17 protein-coding genes are annotated in these 19,860 nt (G+C 70.8%); 5 read left to right on the top strand and 12 right to left on the bottom strand.

The genetic code is table 11. From position 1 onward, the window contains the following. Window positions 1-29: 29 nt before the first annotated feature. The 4 genes from ABT114_RS16785 to ABT114_RS16770 form a co-directional block, all read right to left on the bottom strand. Window positions 30-1,616, bottom strand: coding sequence for a S8 family serine peptidase (locus ABT114_RS16785; RefSeq protein ID WP_351143141.1), 1,587 nt, complete (start codon window positions 1,614-1,616; stop codon window positions 30-32). 298 nt (window positions 1,617-1,914) lie between these two features. Continuing rightward, window positions 1,915-2,382 carry a hypothetical protein gene (locus ABT114_RS16780; RefSeq protein ID WP_351143139.1) on the bottom strand — a complete coding sequence of 156 codons (468 nt, stop codon included), beginning with the start codon at window positions 2,380-2,382 and terminating at the stop codon, window positions 1,915-1,917. Window positions 2,383-2,718: 336 nt separating this feature from the next. After that, complete coding sequence (locus ABT114_RS16775) at window positions 2,719-3,486, bottom strand: CDP-alcohol phosphatidyltransferase family protein (protein ID WP_351143136.1); 768 nt, start codon at window positions 3,484-3,486, stop codon at window positions 2,719-2,721. 109 nt (window positions 3,487-3,595) lie between these two features. Continuing rightward, window positions 3,596-4,861: a PucR family transcriptional regulator gene (locus tag ABT114_RS16770; protein WP_351143730.1), complete on the bottom strand. Its 1,266-nt coding sequence runs from the start codon at window positions 4,859-4,861 to the stop codon at window positions 3,596-3,598. Between the two features lie 99 nt (window positions 4,862-4,960). Here ABT114_RS16770 and ABT114_RS16765 point away from each other — a divergent pair, with 99 nt between their 5' ends. The 4 genes from ABT114_RS16765 to ABT114_RS16750 all read left to right on the top strand — a co-directional run bounded on the left by ABT114_RS16765 (window position 4,961) and on the right by ABT114_RS16750 (window position 10,225). Next, entirely contained in the window at window positions 4,961-5,410 is a 450-nt protein-coding gene (locus ABT114_RS16765; protein ID WP_351143135.1) for a nucleoside deaminase, read from the top strand. Continuing rightward, window positions 5,403-6,377 carry an isopenicillin N synthase family dioxygenase gene (locus tag ABT114_RS16760; protein ID WP_351143133.1) on the top strand — a complete coding sequence of 325 codons (975 nt, stop codon included), beginning with the start codon at window positions 5,403-5,405 and terminating at the stop codon, window positions 6,375-6,377. The genes ABT114_RS16765 and ABT114_RS16760 overlap by 8 nt, the downstream gene beginning before the upstream one ends. A gap of 153 nt (window positions 6,378-6,530) precedes the next feature. After that, window positions 6,531-8,675 carry a hypothetical protein gene (locus ABT114_RS16755; protein WP_351143131.1) on the top strand — a complete coding sequence of 715 codons (2,145 nt, stop codon included), beginning with the start codon at window positions 6,531-6,533 and terminating at the stop codon, window positions 8,673-8,675. Continuing rightward, window positions 8,675-10,225, top strand: a complete 1,551-nt coding sequence (locus ABT114_RS16750) for a hypothetical protein (RefSeq protein WP_351143129.1) — start codon at window positions 8,675-8,677, stop codon at window positions 10,223-10,225. Before ABT114_RS16755 ends, ABT114_RS16750 begins: the two co-directional genes overlap by 1 nt. Window positions 10,226-10,236: 11 nt before the next feature. Here ABT114_RS16750 and ABT114_RS16745 read toward each other — a convergent pair whose 3' ends face one another. The 8 genes from ABT114_RS16745 to hemL all read right to left on the bottom strand — a co-directional run bounded on the left by ABT114_RS16745 (window position 10,237) and on the right by hemL (window position 18,804). Next, window positions 10,237-10,650, bottom strand: coding sequence for an SRPBCC domain-containing protein (locus tag ABT114_RS16745; protein WP_351143127.1), 414 nt, complete (start codon window positions 10,648-10,650; stop codon window positions 10,237-10,239). Between the two features lie 144 nt (window positions 10,651-10,794). Beyond that, window positions 10,795-11,892 carry a c-type cytochrome biogenesis protein CcsB gene (ccsB, locus tag ABT114_RS16740; protein WP_351143125.1) on the bottom strand — a complete coding sequence of 366 codons (1,098 nt, stop codon included), beginning with the start codon at window positions 11,890-11,892 and terminating at the stop codon, window positions 10,795-10,797. Between the two features lie 186 nt (window positions 11,893-12,078). Further along, complete coding sequence (gene resB, locus ABT114_RS16735) at window positions 12,079-13,809, bottom strand: cytochrome c biogenesis protein ResB (RefSeq protein WP_351143123.1); 1,731 nt, start codon at window positions 13,807-13,809, stop codon at window positions 12,079-12,081. Between the two features lie 3 nt (window positions 13,810-13,812). Next, entirely contained in the window at window positions 13,813-14,571 is a 759-nt protein-coding gene (locus ABT114_RS16730) for a cytochrome c biogenesis CcdA family protein (protein ID WP_351143728.1), read from the bottom strand. A 16-nt stretch (window positions 14,572-14,587) separates the two neighbouring features. Then, complete coding sequence (locus ABT114_RS16725) at window positions 14,588-15,217, bottom strand: TlpA family protein disulfide reductase (RefSeq protein ID WP_351143121.1); 630 nt, start codon at window positions 15,215-15,217, stop codon at window positions 14,588-14,590. 66 nt (window positions 15,218-15,283) lie between these two features. After that, window positions 15,284-16,561, bottom strand: coding sequence for a polysaccharide deacetylase family protein (locus ABT114_RS16720; protein ID WP_351143119.1), 1,278 nt, complete (start codon window positions 16,559-16,561; stop codon window positions 15,284-15,286). A 201-nt stretch (window positions 16,562-16,762) separates the two neighbouring features. Then, complete coding sequence (locus ABT114_RS16715) at window positions 16,763-17,473, bottom strand: histidine phosphatase family protein (RefSeq protein WP_351143117.1); 711 nt, start codon at window positions 17,471-17,473, stop codon at window positions 16,763-16,765. Next, window positions 17,470-18,804, bottom strand: coding sequence for a glutamate-1-semialdehyde 2,1-aminomutase (hemL, locus tag ABT114_RS16710; RefSeq protein WP_351143116.1), 1,335 nt, complete (start codon window positions 18,802-18,804; stop codon window positions 17,470-17,472). The genes ABT114_RS16715 and hemL overlap by 4 nt, the downstream gene beginning before the upstream one ends. Before the next feature lie 419 nt (window positions 18,805-19,223). On the opposite strand from hemL, the gene ABT114_RS16705 reads away from it, so the two are divergent. Next, window positions 19,224-19,850 (top strand): hypothetical protein, encoded by a 627-nt coding sequence (locus ABT114_RS16705; protein WP_351143114.1) that lies wholly within the window; start codon window positions 19,224-19,226, stop codon window positions 19,848-19,850. Window positions 19,851-19,860 lie beyond the last annotated feature (10 nt).

Below are 19,860 nucleotides of genomic sequence, written 5' to 3'. Positions count from 1 at the left end.
CGGGTGCCGTTGCGCGTGCCGGGACAGGCCTAGTCGGCCATGGACGCGGCGTAGGGCGACAGACCCGGCGCGAGCTGCACTCCGGGGGCCAGGCCGAGGGCGACGAGAGCGTCGGGCAGGCCGTATCCGACGCGGGCCCCTTCCGCCGTGCCCGGGACGGCCAACTGGCGGCAGCTGGCCGCGATGATCTCGAACAGATGCCGCACCCGGCCGGGTCCGCGGGGCAGCAGCTGGCCATGGAAGTCCTCGTGGTGGGCGAGAACGAGGGCGGCGAGGCCGGCGAGGTGGGCCGAGGCCGTGCCGGTGCCGTCGAGGGCCGCGTATCCGCCGTCCGGCGTGCACGACATGACCGCCACGCCGGGGGCGACCGCGTCGATACCGGGGCCGTAGCAGCTGAACGGCGCCACGAACAACCCGTCCGGTGTCAACTGGGGCCCCGAATGGGTGGCTTGGGAGGTGTCCTGCGGGTACGTGCCGAAGACTCCCAGCGCGCCCACGGCGAACACGGTGGGCAGCGAGCCCGGGAAGGCGACCGGCCCGCCGGTGTCGCCGGTCGGGGCGACGCAGGCGATGCCCGCCGCGCCCGCGTCGGCGAGTTTGCGTGAGACCAGCGCCGACGAGTACGGGGTGGCCACCGCGATGTGGGCGATGTCGACCTCGCGGTCGATGCAGTGGTCCAGAGCGGTGATGAGGTCGCTGAAATGCCCGTCGGGCAGCACCTGGCAGACCTCGATCTCGGCGTCGACCGCGATTCCGATGATGCCCTTGCCGGTGTCCGCCCCGGCGATGATGCCCGCCGCGTGGGTACCGCTGCCCACCGTGTCGTGGCTCCATCCGTCGTCCGTGCCGCGCACGAGATCGGCCCCGGAGCGCACCCGGTCCTTCAGATCCTGGTGCTCGGCACTGACCCCCGAACCGATGAGCGCGATCCTGACGCCGAAGGCACGGAACGTGGGCGGCAGCCGGTCCAGCCGCATCGCCTGCTGGCCCCAGCCGTACTGCTGCCGCTTCTCCAGCTCCGGGTACACCTTGACCAGCGGGGTGAGGGTGACGAGGTTCTCCCGGGTCGTCGACAGGTCGGGGCGGCGGATCCAGCGGTCCGTGTAACCGTCCCTGGGCCGGACGTACATGGCCTGAACGGACTGTGCGGTCTCCGTTGCCAGCGTGACGGTGACCGTGCCGTCGGCTCCGGTGACGCCCTGGGCCGGCCAGGTCGCCCCGATCAGGAACACCCCCGCCCCGGCCAGCGGCTCGCCGTCCGGGCCGCAGACGCGCAACGAGATGTCCACGGGTTCTTCCAGCGGCAGGACCAGCCCCGGATCGCGCAGGGGCAGAATTCCCGCGGTCGGCGCGGCGGCGGGCCCGGTGCCGGCCAGCGGCAGGTCCGGCTCGATGTGCAGGTGCAGCGACCGCATCGCCGGTACCTGGGCCTCGGGCGCCTCGACGACCGCGACCTCCGGGCAGGAGGGGGACAGCCCGCCCGACTGGAGCTTCTCCGACGGCCGGAGTCTGCGGATCACTTTGACCTCGGCCATCCGGTCCAGCCGGTCGCACACCGCGTCCATGCCGAGTTCGGGTACTCCCGGTGGGAGCAGATGCTGCGGCAGCGATGTCACCAAGTAGCGCTCCCGGCGTGGCTGCACCGTGAGCGACGACGGCGCGCCCTCCTTGCGCGGTCCCGTTTGCCCGCCCTCGGCTCCCCGCCCGCCTGCCCCCGCGCCATGAGTCGCGCTCTCGCGGTTGTTTGCGGGCCTTTCCTTGACCATTACGTCCACCTTCACCACGCCTACCTCGTAATTTGTGCTCCTGATCCGGCGACGGGCGGCCGGCGCTTCCACAGTGACCCCGCGCTTCCACGGTGATGCGGTGTGCCCGGGAACCAACTCCGGGCACACCGCATCACGCGCCGCCAGGTCAGCCGATACCGAAGGACTGACCCGTCTGGCCGTAGCCGTAGCCGGACTGCTGGTACTGCGGGAACTGCTGGCCGTACGGCTGCTGGCCGAACCCGCCGCCCCACGGCTGCTGGCCCTGCTGGCCCTGGATGCCCTGCTGACTCTGCTGGAGCAGCGTCACGATCGCGGTCGGCAGCGCCTGCTGCACGGACTGCTCGACAGCGGAACGGACGCCCGTGTGCAGGGTGTGGTGCAGCGCGAGCGCGAGGTACGGGTGGGCCTGGTGGCCCAGGCCCTGCTGCTGGAGCTGCTGCTGGACCTGGTGGATCTGCTGAAGCGTCTGCTGCATCCGCTGCGCGATCTGCTGGCCGGCCTGCTGGCACGCCTGCTGGATCGCCTGCTGAACCACCTGCCCGATCTGCTGCTGCGGGGCGCCGATCTGCTGACCGAACTGCTGCAGGGGTTGGGTACCGGTCATCACCGACATGAATGCTCCGTTCGATGGCACGCCGAGAAGGTCGACATAAGGGATTTATGTGACCTGTCGGGAGAATTCCGACGTCATGAAGCTAAGTTGGCGCCGCCTCGGCCGCAATCGGAGAGCCGCCCTCGGGGACGGGGCGGGGGCGCGCCGGGGGCCCTCGTCGCGTTGCGACGCGTCAGTGGGGACACGGCCGGACGCGTGGTGCGGCAGCCGGCCGAAGACCCGATACGCGCGGCGGTCGTGGCCCGCGGCCGCCCGGCGAAACGCTGACGGCCCGCACCAGAGCCATGCTGGAAGGTGCGGGCCGCCTCTACGACTACCTCGACGAACTCGACTGCCTCACCGCAGCCGCGACGACGACAGGATCGACAGCAGGTGCGCCGGAACCATCACCCAGGTGATGACGGCGAGCGCGCCGAGCGCCCAGCGCGTCGGCTCGATCCCGCCGGTGGCCGCGTCCGCGATCGCCGCGACCAGGAGCACCAGGGACGCCTCGATGCCGTTCGTGACCCGGTGGATCTTGAAGGCGGCGGCGAGCCGGCGCACGGTCGCCACGCCCTGCGAGCGCGGCCGGGTCGCCTCGTCGTCGGCGACGGTCAGTCCGCGCCGGGCGCGTGCGACGTCCACCAGGTCGGTGGATGCCTTCAGCAGGACGACGCCGAGGGCGGTGGCGATACCGACCGACAGCCAGCCGCCGAATCCCGACTCGGCCGCCCGGTACCCGGCCCCCGCCAGCAGCGCCGCGTCCGCGAGATAGGCGCCGAGGCGGTCGACGTAGATGCCGGTCGCACTGTTCTGGCCCTTCCAGCGGGCGACCTCGCCGTCCACGCAGTCGAAGAGCAGGAAGAGCTGCATCAGGACGACCGCGAGGACGGCGCCGGTCAGGCCCGGGATCATCAGCGCGGCGCCGGAGGCGACCCCGCACACGACCATCGTCCAGGTCAGCTGGTCCGGGGTGACCGGGGTGCGCACCAGCTGCCGGGTCAGCCGTAGCGAGATCCTGCGCATGTACAGCCGGCCCGCCCAGTGCTCGCCGTTGCGGCTCGCCAGCTTGGCCTGCGGCTGGACGACCTCGCGCAGCTCCTCCAGAACCGGAGCAGCAACCATGAACTTTCCTCCCGACCGGGGCCCAACTGCCGCTCACGCGGCGATGATCGGGCCAGGGTACAGACCGGGTTTCCGCTGCCTTTACCGAGGGCACGCTCGGCGGCCACGGTCACGCCACCGCCCGTATCCCGCCCGCCGCGGCCGCCCCCGTTCCCCGCACCACCCGGTGCGCGCAGGCCGCCGCGAGCAGCTCCCCCAGCAGGTCGGGATCGTCGATCTCCAGCCCGAGGAGTGACTCGATGCGCTCCAGGCGCTGGTAGAGCGACTGCCGGCCGATGTGCAGCAGGGCCGCCGTCCGGGTCGGCGAGCAGCCGTGCCGCAGGTGCACCTCCAGGGTGCGTACGAGGTCGCTGGCGTGGGCCGCCTCCCACGAGAGCAGCGGTCCCAGCGCTTGCTGCACCAGCCGGGCGAGCCGTTCCCGGTTGGCGTCGACGCCGCCGCGGGTCAGCTCCCGCTCCAGCGCGAAGGCGCGGGCGGACGTCACCAACGGGCCGTCGGGTACGCCGGGTTCGGCGGCCGGGACGGTCAGGGCGAGCTCCAGCGTCGTACGGGCCGCGCGCAGCGTGTCGCTCCAGCGCAGCCAGCCGCTGCCGGCGGCGACAGCGTGGCCGATCGCGACGGTGAGGCCGGGTTCGGCGGCCGTCCGGAAGGCCTCCTGGACCGCCCGGACGGGGTCGCCGGGGCGGGACTCGGCCGCCGGCAGCGCGAGCAGCGCCAGTACGTCCCCGGGGAACGCGGCCCGCAGCGCGCCGGCCCCGCCGAGCAGCCGTGCCGCCCGGTCCACGGCGCCGACCTCGCGTGTGCCGTGCAGGGACACCCCGACCAGGCGTGCGCCGGGGCCCGGGTGGAACCCGGCGAGGGCCGCCCGGGCCTCCACCTCGGGCTGGTTGAGGGCCTGCCGGTCGGCGAGGTCGGCGAGGAGCGCCGCGGTGTGGTCGTCGCCCCAGGGCCGTACCGTCGAGCGCCCGGACAGGCCGCGGGCCACGATCGCCCGGTTGGCGGCCTCCGTGATCCGTACGAAGGGCACGACCCGGCGCAGGGCCAGCAGCGGCAGGCCGAGCCGGCCTGCCTCGTCGGTCACCTCGTCCGGCATGCTCGGCAGGGCCCGGCCCACCTCCACCGCGAGCCCGGCCGCGCCGCGCGCCGCCAGTTCCCGCACATAGCGCCGCCGGGTGTCCTCGTCCGCGTCGGTGAGCCCGAAGCCGTTGGTGAGGAGCAGTTCGCCGCCGTCGAGGAAGTTGGCGCCCTCGTAGACCTCGCTGGAGTGCACCCAGCGCACCGGGCGGTCCAGGGCGCCCGCCCCGGCCAGCAGTTCGGGCTCGGCGGCCCGGACGGGGTCGAGGGCCAGGACTTCACGGAGGGTGAGCGCGGGCACGGTGGCCTCCAGGGTGCGGACAGTTCGTCCGGTGGCGGGTTGCCCGGAGAGTACTTTCCGCACGTTGCCCTCGTGTTTCGGCCACAGCAGAGTGAAGGCATGGATCAGGCACAGGCACGCACATGGCTCGCCACCGCCGTCGCCGAGGCACGCGCCGGGCTCGCCGAGGGCGGTATCCCGATCGGTGCCGCGCTCTACGGCGCCGACGGCCGGCTGCTGGGCCGCGGCCACAACCGGCGCGTCCAGGACGGCGATCCCTCGATGCACGCGGAGACGGCGGCCTTCCGGGCGGCGGGGCGGCAGCGGTCGTACCGCGGAACGACCATGGTGACGACCCTCTCGCCGTGCTGGTACTGCAGCGGTCTGGTCCGCCAGTTCGGCATCTCCCGCGTGATCGTCGGCGAGGCGGCCACCTTCCACGGCGGCCACGACTGGCTGGCGGAGCACGGCGTGGAGATCGTGCTCCTGGACGATCCGGAGTGCGTCGAGCTGATGCGTGACTTCATCAAGAGCAACCCGGCACTGTGGAACGAGGACATCGGTGAGTGAGCCCGCTACCCCCCGCATCCCGACCATTGATCTACGGCCGTGGCTGACCGGTGACCCGGCGGCCCGCGGGGAGATCGCCCGCACCGTCGACCAGGCCCTCCAGACCGCCGGATTCCTCCTCGTCACCGGGCACGGCGTGGACCCCGGCCTGCGCTCCCGCATCCGAGCGGCGGCCCGCGCCTTCTTCGCTCTGCCCGACGCGACCAAGCAGCACTACGAGGCGAAGGTCGGCGGCCGGGGCTGGCTCGGCCCCGGGGCCGAGGCCAACGGCTACTCGGAGGGCACCGAGACCCCGCCGGACCTGAAGGAGTCGCTGACGTTCGCGACCCACGAACCCTTCGAGGACCCGGTCGTCAACGCGGAGTGGTACGCGCCCAACGTGTGGCCGGACGAGGTGCCCGAGCTGCGGACGCTGTGCGAGGAGTACCTGGAGCGGATGGGCGAGCTGGAGAACCATCTCCTCGCCCTCCTCGGCGAGGCCCTGGGCCTCGAACCGGACTTCTTCACCCGGCACATGGACCACCCGACGTACGGCTTCAACATCAACTGGTACCCGGGGACCGAGGTGACCGGCGCGCCCCAGCCGGGGCAGTTCCGCATCGGCCCGCACACCGACTTCGGGACGGTCACCATCCTCGACCGGCAGGCCGGCAAGGGCGGACTCCAGGTCTGGACGGACGAGGGCGGCTGGGAGGACGCGCCCCACGACCCGGACGCCTTCACCATCAATATCGGTGACCTGATGGCCCGTTGGACCGGCGACCGCTGGCGTTCCGGCCGCCACCGCGTCCTGCCGCCCCCGGCCGACGAGCCCGCCGAGGAGCTGATGTCGCTGGTCTACTTCGGCGAGTGCACTCCGGGGACGCTCGTCGAGTCGGTTCCGGCGCCGGTGGGGCGGGTGGCGTACGAGGCCGTGGACTCGCATGTCTACCTGCGGGAGAAGCTGGACTCGATCACCGTGGACTGACCACTGTCGACCGACGACCCGACAGTTTCGTAACACAACGGACACCACGCGATCTAGTCCGATCCAACTCCCCCTTTCTACACTGGTGTTGTTACACGTGTTGATACACCTCACAGCAGCACAACGGGATCCGGACCGCTCGGGGGAGATGCGGTGCACAGAGGGCTGCACGGGCGTGGTGCCTTGTTCGACAGCGAGCCCGCGGGTCTCGTTCCGCGGCTCGTCGGGCTGCGCCCGTACGAGCTGCGTGCCGTGGACGCCAAGGACGTCGCGGACGCCGGGGAGCTGCCGTTCGTGGTGCTCTCCGGCGGGCGCGGGCTGGGCAAGAGCGCGGTGCTGGCCGAACTGCGGGAGGCCTACCAGGAGGAGACCCGCAAGGACGAGCGGCTCCGGCACACGCCGCTGGCGCTGATCGACTGCGAGAGCGAGGAGTTCGCCCGGCCCCGGCCGGAGCAGACCGCCGAGACCTGGTCGCCGGTGTCGCAGGCGCTGCTCGTGCTCGCCGAGCAGCTCGGCGAACGGGTCAAGCACGCCGGGAAGATCGCCTTCCCGCGGCTGCTCGCGGGCCTGGTCGCCGTCCACGCACCCGACTGGCGCGACGCCGAGGCGGACCGCATCCGGCGGGAGCTCAGGCGGATCCTGCTGCTGAACGACGGCGGCCCGGGGTTCGGCCACTTCGCCGGCCGGATGGCGGGCCGGGTGGTGGCCAGGGTGATCGCCGCGGCCGCGGGCCAGGGGGACCCGTTCCTGTCCGCGACCATCGAGGCGACCCTGGAGTCGATCTCCGAGGGGTTCGGCAGCCGCAAGCAGCAGAAACCGTCCCTCTGGTACCGCACCTATCCGAACGCGGGCGGCAACGCCACCCGTGGACTCATCCTGCTCTCCCAGCACTTCCGGGCCGACGGCCCCTCCCGCGAGCACGCCGAGCGGTATTTGGTGCGGGCGCTGCTCACCGATCTCACCGAGGCCTACGCGGGCATCGGCTCGCGCCTCAGACGCCTGGGCCGCCCGCTCGTCCTGCTCGACAACGCGCACGCCGGACCGGGCCCGGGCCTGATCGGGCCGGTCCTGCGCGATCGCGCCGAGGGGTTCGCCGACGAGGTGGTCTTCGTCGCCACCGTGCGCGGCCCCGACCTCCCGGCCGTGCGCGGCACCCTCCGGCACGAACTCGCCGAAGTGGCCCGGCGCTTCGACTGGCGCGCTGACACCTCACCCGCGTCCCGCGCGCTGCTGGTGTCGCTGCCCCCGCTGTCCCCGGACGACACGCTGCACATCGTCGGCGCCGTCTGCGAGGACGTCGAGGTCCCGCCCCGGCTTCCGCACGCCACCCACCGGCTGACCGGCGGCAACCCGCTGGGCATCACGCTGCTCGCCGCGTCCGCCGCCCAACACCCGCAGGAGGCCGCCTCACTGGGCCGACTGCTCACCGCGCCGGTCACCCTGCGTGAGGACCAGACCGACGACGGCCGCCCCACCCGCGACGAACTCCTGGAACAGCTCGTCCCGTCCGACCGGCTGGAGGAGCTGACCGTGCTGGCCGCCGCCCACGACCACGAGTCGGCGTGCGCCCTGGCCGACGCCCAGCTGCCGGACGACTTCGGCTCGGCCGGCGTACGCACCCTGGAGGCCCGCCTCGCCGAGGAGGGACTGCCCGCCGCGCCGGGCCACTTCGTGGGCGATCCGTTCGTCCGCACCCTGCTGCTGCTCCGGCTGCACCACCAGCACGCGGACCACGGCAAATGGCGTGACGTGCACGAGACGCTGATCCGGCACTACACCGACGAGGACGACGACCCGGCCCGCGCCCGCTACCGCCTCCACCACGAACTCGCCCTGGGGGACACCCAGGGAGCGGTGGCGTACCTGCGCGACACCTTCCACTCCCTCGACACCCGGACCTGGCTGGACACGCTCCGCTTCCTCACCTCGGCGCCGTACTTCCACGCGCACGACGATGCGGGCCGCGACTTCGCGGGCCCGGACGACCGGCGGGCGGCGATCGCTCTCGACCGCTCGGGCACCCGGCAGCAGCCTCCGGAGGGCGTGGACCCGCTGCTGCACCAGCGCGTACGGCGGCTGCTGCACGCGGTCTGGCAGCTCGCCGATCCGCTGGTGCTGCCCGACGCCCGGGTGTGCGACCGGCTCCAGTTCGAGCTGCTGCAGCTGTCGGACGTGCCGGAGACGGGCGGCGCGCTGTTGTGGCAGGCCTCGCAGGACTGGCCGCGGGACGCGCTCGCCGGTCGGCCGCTGCGCACTCCGGACGGTGACGAGTCCGACGACCGGGACGGGGAGACGTGATGGCGCGCAGGGGAAGAGGCCTGGTGGCGTGGGTGCGCGAGATCCTGGCGATCCCGCTCTACCGCTACCTCGCCCTGCTGCTGACGGCAGGAGTGGTGGCCGGCCTGTACTTCGGGATCACCGCCCTCACCCACACCGATCGCTCGTGCGCGAAGGGCGTCGTACGCCCCGAGGGCAGTGCGGAGTGCGTCGGGGTGTCGGCGACGACGTACGACTTCGGGCACGCCCAGTTCGCCGACACCATCAAGGCGATCAACCGCGAGAACGACTCCCTCAAGTCCGGCAGTTACGTCACCGTCGCGCTGCTGGAGCCGTTCACGGCGACCGACGCCGACAACCTGGCAGACGTGCAGCACGAGCTTCAGGGCGCGTATCTGGCGCAGTACCAGGCCAACCACGCCTCCAACGGACAGAACCCGGCGATCCGGCTGGTGCTCGCCAATCCCGGGGCCACCGGCGAGCACTGGCAGTACACGGTCGACGAGCTGGAGCGGATGACGAAGGGCACGGACCGGCTGCGGGCGGTCACCGGGGTCGGACTGAGCACGGAGAACAACAAGAAGGCCGTGGCGGAGCTGACCCGGCGCGGGATCCCGGTGATCGGCAGCTCCATCACCGCCGACGACCTGGCCAACGGCCAGAACGGCAAGGACCCCTTCCCGGGCTTGGCCCGGGTCTCCCCGACCAACACGGACGAGGCCCGCGCGCTGGCCTCCTTCGCCAAGGTGACGGCGGGCAAGGCGCTGCTGGTCTACGACAAGCCGGGCGACCCGTACACGCGGACGCTGCAGAAGTCGTTCGCGAAGCTGATCGAGGGCTCGCCGTACGAGCCGCAGCCCTTCACCCCGCCGGCCGACCGCAGCGAGGAGGGCACGACGGCCAACACCTTCCGCCAGATCACGCACCTCGTCTGCGACACGTCACCGGGCACGGACACGATCCTGTTCGCGGGCCGGCACACCCAGCTGCGGCAGTTCATCAACGCGCTGGGCGGACGCGGCTGCCAGAACCGCGCGTTCACGGTGCTGACGGGCGACGAGGGGTCGTACCTCACCGGGGACAAGGACCTCGACCGGGACGCCCTCAAGCACAACCTCTCCGTGCGCTACACCGCCCTCGCCCACCCCGACGCCTGGACGACGGACCCCGTGGGCACCGGCGGCTCGGCGAAGGACGCGCAGGTCCTGGACCAGCTGCTGGCGAGCAGCAAGCGCGAGCCGATCGGCCCCCTCGGCACGATCAGCCTGGACGACGGCCAGCTGATCATCGCCTACGACGCCATGCAGCTGGCCGTCCACGGCATCCGCGAGGCCACCCCCGACGGCAAGGTGGTCCCGCCCCTCGCCGACGTCGGCCTGCAGTGGCCGCAGGTCAAGGGCTCACTGCGGGTGAGCGGGGCGAGCGGCTGGATCTGCCTGGACGTCCACGGCAACCCGTACGACAAGGCCGTACCGATCGTGGAACTCACCCCGGACGGCCGCTCCCGCTTCGTGAAGATCGCCTGGCCGGAGGGGAAGCCGCCGGGGAAGGAATGCCTGCCGCCGTCCTGACACGGCAACCGCTAAGCGGCACCACCCGACCGCTCGAGCCGCTCGATCAATCGTTCGAATCGAGCCCGCCAGCGCGGCTCGGACTCGCCCTCCCCCCGGAACTCATGCGTGAACCGCAGTGCGGCACCCTCGTCCCCGTCCCGCTCCAGATGGAAGCGGATCCGGCCGCCGCCCTCCACCGTGTACTCGACGACCCGGTCCACGTCCCACGCGGTGACCTGCCCGCTGCCCAGCTCACGCAGGGTGACCGCGCCGCCGAGCCGGGGCTCGAGGACCTCGGCCTCGGTGAACCAGCTCGCGAGCCCCTCCTGGGTGGCCAGCGCCGGCCAGACCTTCTCCATGGGCCGGGGAAGCCGCACCAGGAAGTGCAGGATGTGCGTGTGCCCGTGGGTCAGGCTGGTGCCCTGTTCGATGGAACCGGTCATGACACCAGCCTGACCCGTCGGGAGGCGTTCCGCACGCGGTTACGGGCGCCGGCCCGCCCCCCTTGTCCTCCCCTTGCCTGTCCGTACGACGCAGGCCGGTTCCCATGACGTGGGTCACAGAAACCGGCCTCGACGGTGAGCTTGTTACACGCCCGCGTAGGAGTGCTTGCCGGAGACGAAGATGTTCACGCCGTAGTAGTTGAACAGCCAGCAGCCGAAGGCGATCAGCGCGATGTACGCGGCCTTGCGGCCCTTCCAGCCGGCCGTGGCACGGGCGTGCAGGTAGCAGGCGTAGGCGACCCAGGTGATGAAGGCCCAGGTCTCCTTGGGGTCCCAGCCCCAGTAGCGGCCCCACGCGTCGCCCGCCCAGATCGCGCCCGCGATGATCGTGAACGTCCACAGCGGGAAGACGGCCGCATTGACGCGGTAGGAGAACTTGTCGAGCGAGGACGAGGCGGGCAGCCGCTCCAGGAACGAGGTCGCGAAGCGGCCGGGCTTGCCGCCGCTCGCCAGCTTGTTCTCGTAGGAGTCCTTGAAGAGGTAGAGGATCGTGCCGACCGCGCCGACGTAGAAGACCGCGCCGCACAGGATCGCCGTGGAGACGTGGATGTACAGCCAGTACGAGTGGAGAGCGGGAACCAACTGGTCACTGGCGGTGTACAAGACAGTGACGGCGACACCGAGGTCGAGGAGGACCGTGGTGATCAGGAACAGGCCGAGCCAGCGGACGTTCTTCTTCAGCGCGAGCAGCGTGAGGTACACACCGACGGCGACGGTGGAGAAGGTGATGTTGAACTCGTACATGTTGCCCCACGGCGCCCGCTGCACCGAGGCGGCGCGGGCGATCACGCCGGCCAGCTCGACGAGGAAGGCGACCACGCTGAGCGAGATGGCGATACGCCCGTAGAGGTCGCCCTGCTCGTCACCGCCGTGCGCGCCCGGCCCGTCGGGCACGTCGCGGGAGCCGGTCGCGGCCCGCACGACGACCTTCGGCCGCTCCAGTACGGCGGTGCCGCCGGCGTTCTTCACGGTGACGGCCGGTGCCTTCTTCGCCCCCGGCGTGGAGGTCAGCGCGGCGGCGGTGCGGCCGACCTTGCTGCGGCTGCCGAAGAGCCATTCGGCGATGTACGCGAAGAAGGCCAGGGTGTAGACGGCCATCGCGGAGTAGATCAGCGTGTTGCTGATGTTCGCGAGGTGTTCGTTGGTCGCGGTGGCCAACTCGGTTGTGGCGGCGAGAGTCACCTCAGCACTCCTTCGGGTGAATATCCCGGCGACTTGCGGTCGGGCGGTGAGGTCTGCAGGAAGCTTGCGGTCGTGTTACCGGGCTGGTTTCAACCCGGCTGGCGTTGATCGTGGAAGACCTGGCGGGCCGCTGGTCCGTCGGGCAGCGTGAGCCAGGAATCTCCCTGGATCCGCGCGGGAGAGGATTCAATTCGGCTCAGCCCCTTCGGCAGTTGCGGCGCCGGAGTCGGACACGCCGTCCGGCTCCGCCTCCGAGCTGTCGGGCGCGCCCGGCGCCTGGTCGTACAGGATCCCGGCGAGGGCGCCGAGCTCCTCGGGCACCTTGGCGGACTCACTGCGGCCGAGCCCGGCCATCTCGACGACGGTCACGCCGTCCGCGCCCTTCACTGCCCGCACCCACACCCGGCGGCGCTGGATGAACAGGGAGCCGGCGAGACCGAAGATCGCGACAACCGCGCCGCCGAGCGCCCAGCCGCTGCCGGGCTGCTGCGTGACCTGGAAGTTCGCCCACTGCTTGGTGCCCTCGTAGGTGATCGAGCCGGCGCCGTTCGGGAGGGTCATGGTCTGACCGGGCTTCAGGTTCTTCCTCAGCTGAGCGCCCTTGGAGTCCTTGAACCCCTTCATGTTCGTCTTGTTGAGCTGGTACACGCTCTGCGGGATGCCCGAGTCGACGCCGAGGTCGCCGTGGAACGCCTCCAGGTTGAGCACCGGGTTCAGCATCGCCGGGAACTGCGAGGACACCGTGGTGCCCCCGCCGTACGTCGGCAGGAAGAACGCCTGGAAGCCGAGCTGTTCGGAGACGCCCTTGGCGTTCTTGTAACCGTCCATGACCTTGACCACGCCGGAGGAGGTGACGTTGGAGTCCAGCGGCAGCAGCGGTACGGCATTGTGGAAGACGACATTGCCCTTGCCGTCCTTGACGGTCACGACGGGGGCGTAGCCGTGGGCGGTGAGGTAGACCTTCGAGCCGCCGATCTCCAGCGGCTCGTTGACCTTGACGGTGGTCTTCTTCTCCTTGCCGTAGGCGCCCTCGCTGTAGGTGATGGCCGCCTGGTAGGTGCGCGGAGTGCCCTTGTTGGGGCCGGTGAGCTCGTAGGTGCCGGTGAACTTGTCCAGGACGAAGCTGAACGGCTCCAGGTCGTCGGTACCGAAGAGATTGCCCGACTTGAAGTCGTCGTAGGAGATCAGCGTGTTGGAGAAGCCGTCGCCCTCGACGACCAGCTTGTTGCCCTCGGACTTGAACAGCTGGCCCCAGGCGAAGGCGGTCAGCATCACGATCAGCGCGATGTGGAAGGCGAGGTTGCCGATCTCCCGCAGATAGCCCTTCTCAGCGGCGACGGCGTCACCGGCGAGGTGGGCGCGGAAGCGGCGCTTCTTCAGCAGGGCGAGCGCGGCCTCGCGGACCTGCTCGGGCTCGGCCTCGGTGCGCCAGGTCGTGTACGCGGGCAGCCGGGTCAGCCGCTTGGGCGCGCCCGGGGGGCGGCCGCGGAGCTGGCCCACGAACTGCCAGGTGCGGGGCACGATGCAGCCGATGAGCGAGACGAACAGCAGGATGTAGATCGCGGAGAACCACACCGAGCTGTAGACGTGGAAAAGGCCGAGCTTGTCGTAGACGCTCGCGAGGGTCTCGTGGGCGTCACGGAAGTCGGCGACCTTCGTCGCGTCGGTCCCGGTCTGCGGGATCAGCGAGCCGGGGATCGCGCCGAGCGCCAGCAGCAGGAGCAGCAGCAGCGCCACCCGCATGGAGGTCAGCTGCCGCCAGAACCAGCGGGCCCAGCCGATGACGCCCATGCCGGGCAGGTTGGCCGACGACTCCTGGGGCGCGGTCGACAGCTGGGAGCCGGCGGCACTCAGGTCCTGGTCGTCCGGGGCGGCCGGGGCCTCACCGGTCGGCGTGCCGGTTGTCGTCTTGCTCATCGATCAGATCCCCACAGTGAAGCCGTTGGACCAGGACTGCATGTCCTGCACCAGGTGGTCCCAGGCACCGGTCAGCAGCAGCACACCGGTCACGATCATCATGGTGCCGCCGATGCGCATCACCCAGGCGTAGTGGCGCTTGACCCAGCCGAAGGCGCCGAGCGCCTTGCGGAAGGCGACCGCGGCGAGCACGAAGGGCACGCCGAGGCCGAGGCAGTAGGCGACGGTCAGTATGGCACCGCGGCCCGCGCTCGACTGCTGGGAGGAGAGCGCCAGCACGGAGGCGAGGGTCGGGCCGATGCAGGGCGTCCAGCCGATGCCGAACAGCGCGCCCAGCAGGGGGGCGCCGATCAGCCCGGTCACGGGCCGCTTGTGGAAGCGGAACTCCCGCTGGGTGAGCCAGGGCATCAGCCCCATGAAGAAGACACCCATGAGGATCATGAGCGCGCCGAGCACCTTCGACAGGACGTCGCGCTGACTCTGGAGCGTGTCGCCGAAGTAGCCGAACAGCGCTCCGCTGGAGACGAACACGGCGGTGAAGCCGAGCACGAAGAGGGAGGCGCCCGCGACCATCCGCCCGCGCCTGGCCTCGGCCAGGTCGGTGCCGGTGACCCCGGTGACATAGGACAGATAGCCGGGGACCAGCGGCAGGACGCACGGCGAGAAGAAGGAGACGAGGCCGCCGAGCAGTGCGATGGGCAGGGCGACGAGCAGGGCGCCGTTGAGCACCGTCTGGTTCGGGTCCGTCGCCGCGGCGAGCATGGACACTCCGGTCACGTCACTTCTCCGCGAGGACCGGGGAGATCATCTTGCGCAGCTTCTCCTCGCTGAGCGCGGACAGCGAGCGGGCGGCGATCTTCCCGTCCCGGTCGAGTACGAGCGTGGAGGGGATCGCCTGCGGGTTGAGGGTGCCCTTGCCGAAGCGGAGCATCAGCTTGCCCGTCGGGTCGTACAGGCTCTCGTAGCTGACGCCGTACTGCTTCTCGAAGGCGCGCGCGGGACTGGTGCTGGTGTCGCGGGTGTTGATGCCGACGAACTGCACGCCCTGGCCCTTGAGGTCCTGGAAGACCTTCTCGAAGCCAGGCGCCTCGGCGCGGCACGGCGGGCACCAGGAGCCCCACACGTTCAGGACGACGATCTTGCCCTTGTAGTCGGCGACGTCGAGTTGCTTGCCGTCGACGGTCTTGCCGGACAGGTCGGGTGCGGCGGCCCGCTCCCCCTTGTCGGCCGTCGCGATGCCGTCCTTGCCCATGACGAAGTTGGTGTTACCGCCTCCCCCGGACGTGCCCCCGGAGCTGCACGCGGACAGCAGCAGTGCGGCCACGGCGGCACCGACGGTGGTCAGGGCGGCGCGACGCGAGCGGATCCAGGTCGTCGAGCGCAGGGGGGCGCTGCTGGCGGCACTCATGTGAAAAGTTTCGCATGTCCGTTCCGAGGATCTTGCGCACCCCCCTTGCGGGCGGAAACCCGCATTTCAGGCGGCGCTTTGGATGGTCGTGGAGGTGGTCGTGGAGGTGGCCTTCAGGAACTCCTTCCAGCCGCCGGCCGGCTGCTGACCGACATCCAGCGTGCGCAGCTTGGCGACCACCTCCGGCCGCTGCACATCGAGCCAGTCCGCGAACTGCCGGAAGGAGACCAGCCGTACGTCCGCGCCCTTCTCCTTCTCCTGCGCGATGTGCTTGAACGCCTGCTCCACGGCGTCCATGTAGATGCCGCCGTTCCAGTGCTCGAAGTGGTTGCCGATGAAGAAGGGTGCGCGATTTGTCTCGTATGCCCGCTGGAACCCCGTTATGTACGCCTGGGCGGCCTGCTGTCGCCAGCCGGGATAGTTGTAGGCGGGCGCGTTGGTGGAGTTGATCGACTGGTTGGCGAGGATGTTGTAGTCCATCGAGAGGACCTCGAACCGGTGTCCGGGGAAAGGAATCTGCTGCAACGGCAGGTCCCAGATCCCCTGCCGCTTCTCGGGCCAGATCTGCCGGCCGCCGGGCGACGAGGCGTCGTAGCGCCAGCCGAGCTCGCGGGCGGCGGGCAGCAGGTTGTCCTGACCGAGGAGGCAGGGCGTACGGCCGCCGACGAGCTCCTTGTCGTAGTCGAAGGGCAGCGCCGGCAGATCGGTCCACCCGGTGTTGGTCCGCCACTCCTTCACGAACGCCTTCGCCTGCGCGATCTCGCTCTTCCACTGCTGCGGGGTCCAGTTGCCGACCGTGCCGTAGCCGCCGCAGAAATGGCCGTTGAAGTGGGTGCCGATCTCGTGGCCCTCGAGCCAGGCGCGGCGGACGTTGGTGAGCGTCGCCTTGACGTGGTCGTCGCTGAGGTAGCCGATGTCGGAGGCGCCGCGCGGGTTGTTGGGCGGGTCGTAGAGCCGCTTCTTCGACTCGGGCAGCAGATACAGCCCGGAGAGGAAGAAGGTCATGCTCGCGCCGTGCTCCTTGGCGAGGTCCAGGAAGCGCGGGAAGAGCCCGTTGCCGACCTCACCGGCCCCGTCCCAGGAGAAGATCACGAACTGCGGTGGCTCCTGACCGGGCTCCAGCGGCTCGGGCTTGGCGGGCTGGTGCGGCTGCTTGCCGGTGAAGGAGGTAGAGCCGTCGCCGAGGGGGCGGGCGGTGTGGGTCGGACGGCCGCTGGGGCTTGCGGAACCTCCGGCGTGCGTCGACCCGTCTGACGGCGTGCGGGTGCCGCACCCCGCGAGTCCGACGGCGGCCGCGGCGCCCGCACCGAGACCGAGTGCTCCCCTTCGAGTGAGAGTGGGCATCGCATCCCCGTTCGTCGCGTTCTCTGGTGGTCACCCATTCAGAGGACGCGACGAACGAGGAGGTTCCTCGCGATCACACCGGTTCCGCAACAAATGTCACGAGCGTGTCATGGAGCGTCGTAGGCCGCTTTCCTTACGCCCCGCGGCCGGCGCCCACACCCCTCGCGGCCGGCGTCCACGCCCCGCGGCCGGCGCCGGTGCCTACGCCCCGAAGGCCTTGCCCTGCCCCTTCGCCGGCTTGGCGCCCGCGAGGAGATGGGCCGGGACGAGGTCACGGGCGGGCTCGGTGTAGCCGACGGACACGATCTTGTCGCCCTGGTACGTGAAGGTCGTCAGCGAGGCGAGCGTGCACTGCCGCCTGCGCGGGTCGTGCCACAGCCGCCGCCGCTCGACGTAGGACCGCACGGTCCAGATCGGCAGCTGATGACTGACGAGCACGGCCTCGTGCCCACGGGCCGCGTCCTTGGCGGCGTCCAGCGCCCCCATCATCCGCACGACCTGGTCGACGTACGGCTCGCCCCACGACGGCTTGAACGGGTTGACGAGGTGCTTCCAGTTGTCGGGCTTGCGCAGCGCCCCGTCCCCGACACCGAAGGTCTTGCCCTGGAAGACGTTGCCGGCCTCGATGAGCCGCCCGTCGGTGGCGAGGTCCAGCCCGTGCGCCTTGGCGATCGGCGTCGCCGTCTCCTGCGCCCGCTCCAGCGGGGAGGCGACGACGTACGTGACGTCGCGGGAGGCGAGGTGCTCGGCGACCCGGTCGGCCATCTGCCGACCCAGCTCGGACAGGTGGTACCCGGGCAGCCGCCCGTAGAGGATCCCGTCGGGGTTGGCTACTTCGCCGTGCCGCATTAGGTGTACGACGGTGAGGTCGCCGTTGCTGTTACTGCTGCCGTTGCCGTTGCCGTTGCTCATGCCGCCGTGGCCTCCGCCGCCGCTCGCGCCGCCGCCGGAAGGGCGTCGGCGATCCGCTGGATCGCACGCTCGTCGTGGGCCGTGGAGACGAACCAGGACTCGAAGGACGAGGGCGGCAGATAGACGCCGTTCGCCAGCAGCGCGTGGAAGAAGGCGGTGAAGCGGAAGGACTCCTGCGCCTTGGCGTGCTCGTAGTTGCGGACCGGACGGTCCGTGAAGAACACGGAGAACATGTTGGAGGCGCTCTGCAGCGTGTGCGCGACGCCTTCCTTGGTGAGGGCCTCGGAGACGAGCGCCTGGATCTGCTGCGACACGGCGTTGACCTTGTCGTACGCGGCGTCGTCGAGAAGGCGCAGCTGGGCGAGCCCGGCGGCGGTGGCGACCGGGTTCCCGGAGAGGGTGCCGGCCTGGTAGACGGGCCCGGCGGGCGCGAGGTGCCCCATGACATCGGCACGACCGCCGAAGGCGGCTGCGGGGAACCCGCCTCCCATGACCTTCCCGAAGGTCATGAGGTCGGGGGTGACCCCGTCGATCCCGTACCAGCCGCTCTTGCTGGTGCGGAACCCGGTCATGACCTCGTCGGAGATGAACAGGGCCCCGTTCTGGGCGCAGGCGGCCTTGAGCCCCTGGTTGAACCCGGGCAGCGGCGGCACGACGCCCATGTTCCCGGGCGAGGCCTCGGTGATGACGCAGGCGATCTCGCCGGGGTGGGCGTGGAAGGCCTCGTGCACCGCCTCGAGGTCGTTGTAGGGCAGGACGATGGTGTCGCCGGCCTGGGCACCGGTGACGCCGGGGGTGTCGGGCAGGGCGAAGGTGGCCACACCGCTGCCGGCCGCGGCCAGCAGGGAGTCGACGTGCCCGTGGTAGCACCCGGCGAACTTGATCACCTTGGCCCGCCGGGTGAACCCGCGCGCGAGCCGGATGGCGGACATGGTGGCCTCGGTCCCGCTGGACACGAGCCGCACCTGCTGCACGGGCTCGACCCGCGCGACGATCTCCTCGGCGAGCGCGACCTCGCCCTCACCGGGAGTACCGAAGGACGTACCGCGAGAGACGGCCGCCTGCACCGCGGCGATGACCTCGGGGTGGGAGTGCCCGAGGATCATGGGCCCCCAGGAACACACGAGATCGACGTATTCACGCCCATCCGCATCGGTCAGATACGGACCGTTGCCGGACACCATGAACCGGGGCGTACCGCCCACGGCACGGAAGGCACGGACCGGGGAGTTCACCCCGCCCGGCGTGACGACGGCCGCGCGGTCGAACAGGGCCTGCGAGACAGGCGCTTCGTAGGGATAGGGCGCTCCTGAAGAGGGCGTTTCGCTCATGACCTGCGACTTCTCCGACCTTCTCCGACTTGCTCGGACTCCGCTTGCTGCGTGACACCCTCAGGGTAGGCCAGGGGCGGGGAAGGGCAGGGAGCAGCGGGGGGCGACCCCGCGTACCGGCCGTCCACCGCCCGCGTACCGGCCGTCCACCGCCCGCGTACCGGCCGTGCACGAGCGGGGCCGGACCCCGGCAAACCGGTGGACCGCCCCCTGCCATCTGCGAAACTGGGACCTGATACACACAGCTACACGCAGCCCGGCTCGGGGGCTTCCTGACGGGCGCGCTCAGGGCTGCGAAGATCCTGCGGGCAGGTGTTTAACCGCACGTTTCGGCGAGCGGCCGTGGGGGAGGTCACTGACACGATGATCGGGTTGCGCGGCGGGGGCCACGCGTCCTAGAAAAGCAGTCGGGTGGAGATATGCATCGCGGTGGCGGACTGGGCGAGGGGACTGACGACCTGGGTCCTCGACGTGCCCGGCGGGGAAGGCACCGGCGCGACGCGGAGGAATCGACCGAAGCACGTCAGGCACACGGTGGACCGATGGAGCCCGACCGGCGCGACCGCGAGGTCGACCGGCTCCGGGCGGGGAGCAGGAATGGTGGTCGGGTGGGGGTGACGTACAAATACTTCGGCGCGCCGGACGGCGCGACCGCGGCCCGCGTCCCGATCTCGATGCGCCCCGAGGAACTCGGCGGCGACGAGCTCGGCATGAACGGCATGTTCACCAAGATCAAGCCGGAGACGATGGCGGCCATGGTGCTGACCGGCATCGAAGGCGTTCCCCTCCACAAGGTGCCGCCCCTGGAACTGGTCGTCCTGCACCCCGACTACGCGGTCGTGAAACTCCCCATGACGGTCGTCGACCCCCTGCGCGACATCGGCGAGGAGGCGGTGGGCGCGGCGGCGTTCATCTGGTCGACGGTGCCGGACCGCGGGGGGCCGCGGGATGCGTTCAACGTGTACCAGTTGCTGCACGAGTGGCAGGACTTCAGCCATCGGCTGCATGAGGCGGGGCATCAGCCTTATTGCCTTGTGTGGCCCTGAGCTGGGGTTT

Source organism: Streptomyces sp. NPDC002088, assembly GCF_040296605.1.
In the GTDB taxonomy this organism is placed as follows: domain Bacteria; phylum Actinomycetota; class Actinomycetes; order Streptomycetales; family Streptomycetaceae; genus Streptomyces.
Note: the sequence above shows the minus strand (reverse complement) of the source record. Positions and strands in the feature narration are given on the sequence as shown.

Excerpts from the sequence above, each read along its gene's own strand:
- ABT114_RS16750 (WP_351143129.1), top strand. The coding sequence starts at position 8,675 with ATGGCGCGCAGGGGAAGAGGCCTGGTGGCGTGGGTGCGCGAGATCCTG.
- ABT114_RS16725 (WP_351143121.1), bottom strand. The coding sequence starts at position 15,217 with ATGAGTGCCGCCAGCAGCGCCCCCCTGCGCTCGACGACCTGGATCCGC.
- ABT114_RS16720 (WP_351143119.1), bottom strand. The coding sequence starts at position 16,561 with ATGCCCACTCTCACTCGAAGGGGAGCACTCGGTCTCGGTGCGGGCGCC.
- ABT114_RS16780 (WP_351143139.1), bottom strand. The coding sequence starts at position 2,382 with ATGTCGGTGATGACCGGTACCCAACCCCTGCAGCAGTTCGGTCAGCAG.
- hemL (WP_351143116.1), bottom strand. The coding sequence starts at position 18,804 with ATGAGCGAAACGCCCTCTTCAGGAGCGCCCTATCCCTACGAAGCGCCT.
- ABT114_RS16745 (WP_351143127.1), bottom strand. The coding sequence starts at position 10,650 with ATGACCGGTTCCATCGAACAGGGCACCAGCCTGACCCACGGGCACACG.
- ABT114_RS16730 (WP_351143728.1), bottom strand. The coding sequence starts at position 14,571 with ATGCTCGCCGCGGCGACGGACCCGAACCAGACGGTGCTCAACGGCGCC.
- ABT114_RS16775 (WP_351143136.1), bottom strand. The coding sequence starts at position 3,486 with ATGGTTGCTGCTCCGGTTCTGGAGGAGCTGCGCGAGGTCGTCCAGCCG.
- ABT114_RS16765 (WP_351143135.1), top strand. The coding sequence starts at position 4,961 with ATGGATCAGGCACAGGCACGCACATGGCTCGCCACCGCCGTCGCCGAG.
- ABT114_RS16705 (WP_351143114.1), top strand. The coding sequence starts at position 19,224 with ATGCATCGCGGTGGCGGACTGGGCGAGGGGACTGACGACCTGGGTCCT.
- ABT114_RS16715 (WP_351143117.1), bottom strand. The coding sequence starts at position 17,473 with ATGAGCAACGGCAACGGCAACGGCAGCAGTAACAGCAACGGCGACCTC.
- resB (WP_351143123.1), bottom strand. The coding sequence starts at position 13,809 with ATGAGCAAGACGACAACCGGCACGCCGACCGGTGAGGCCCCGGCCGCC.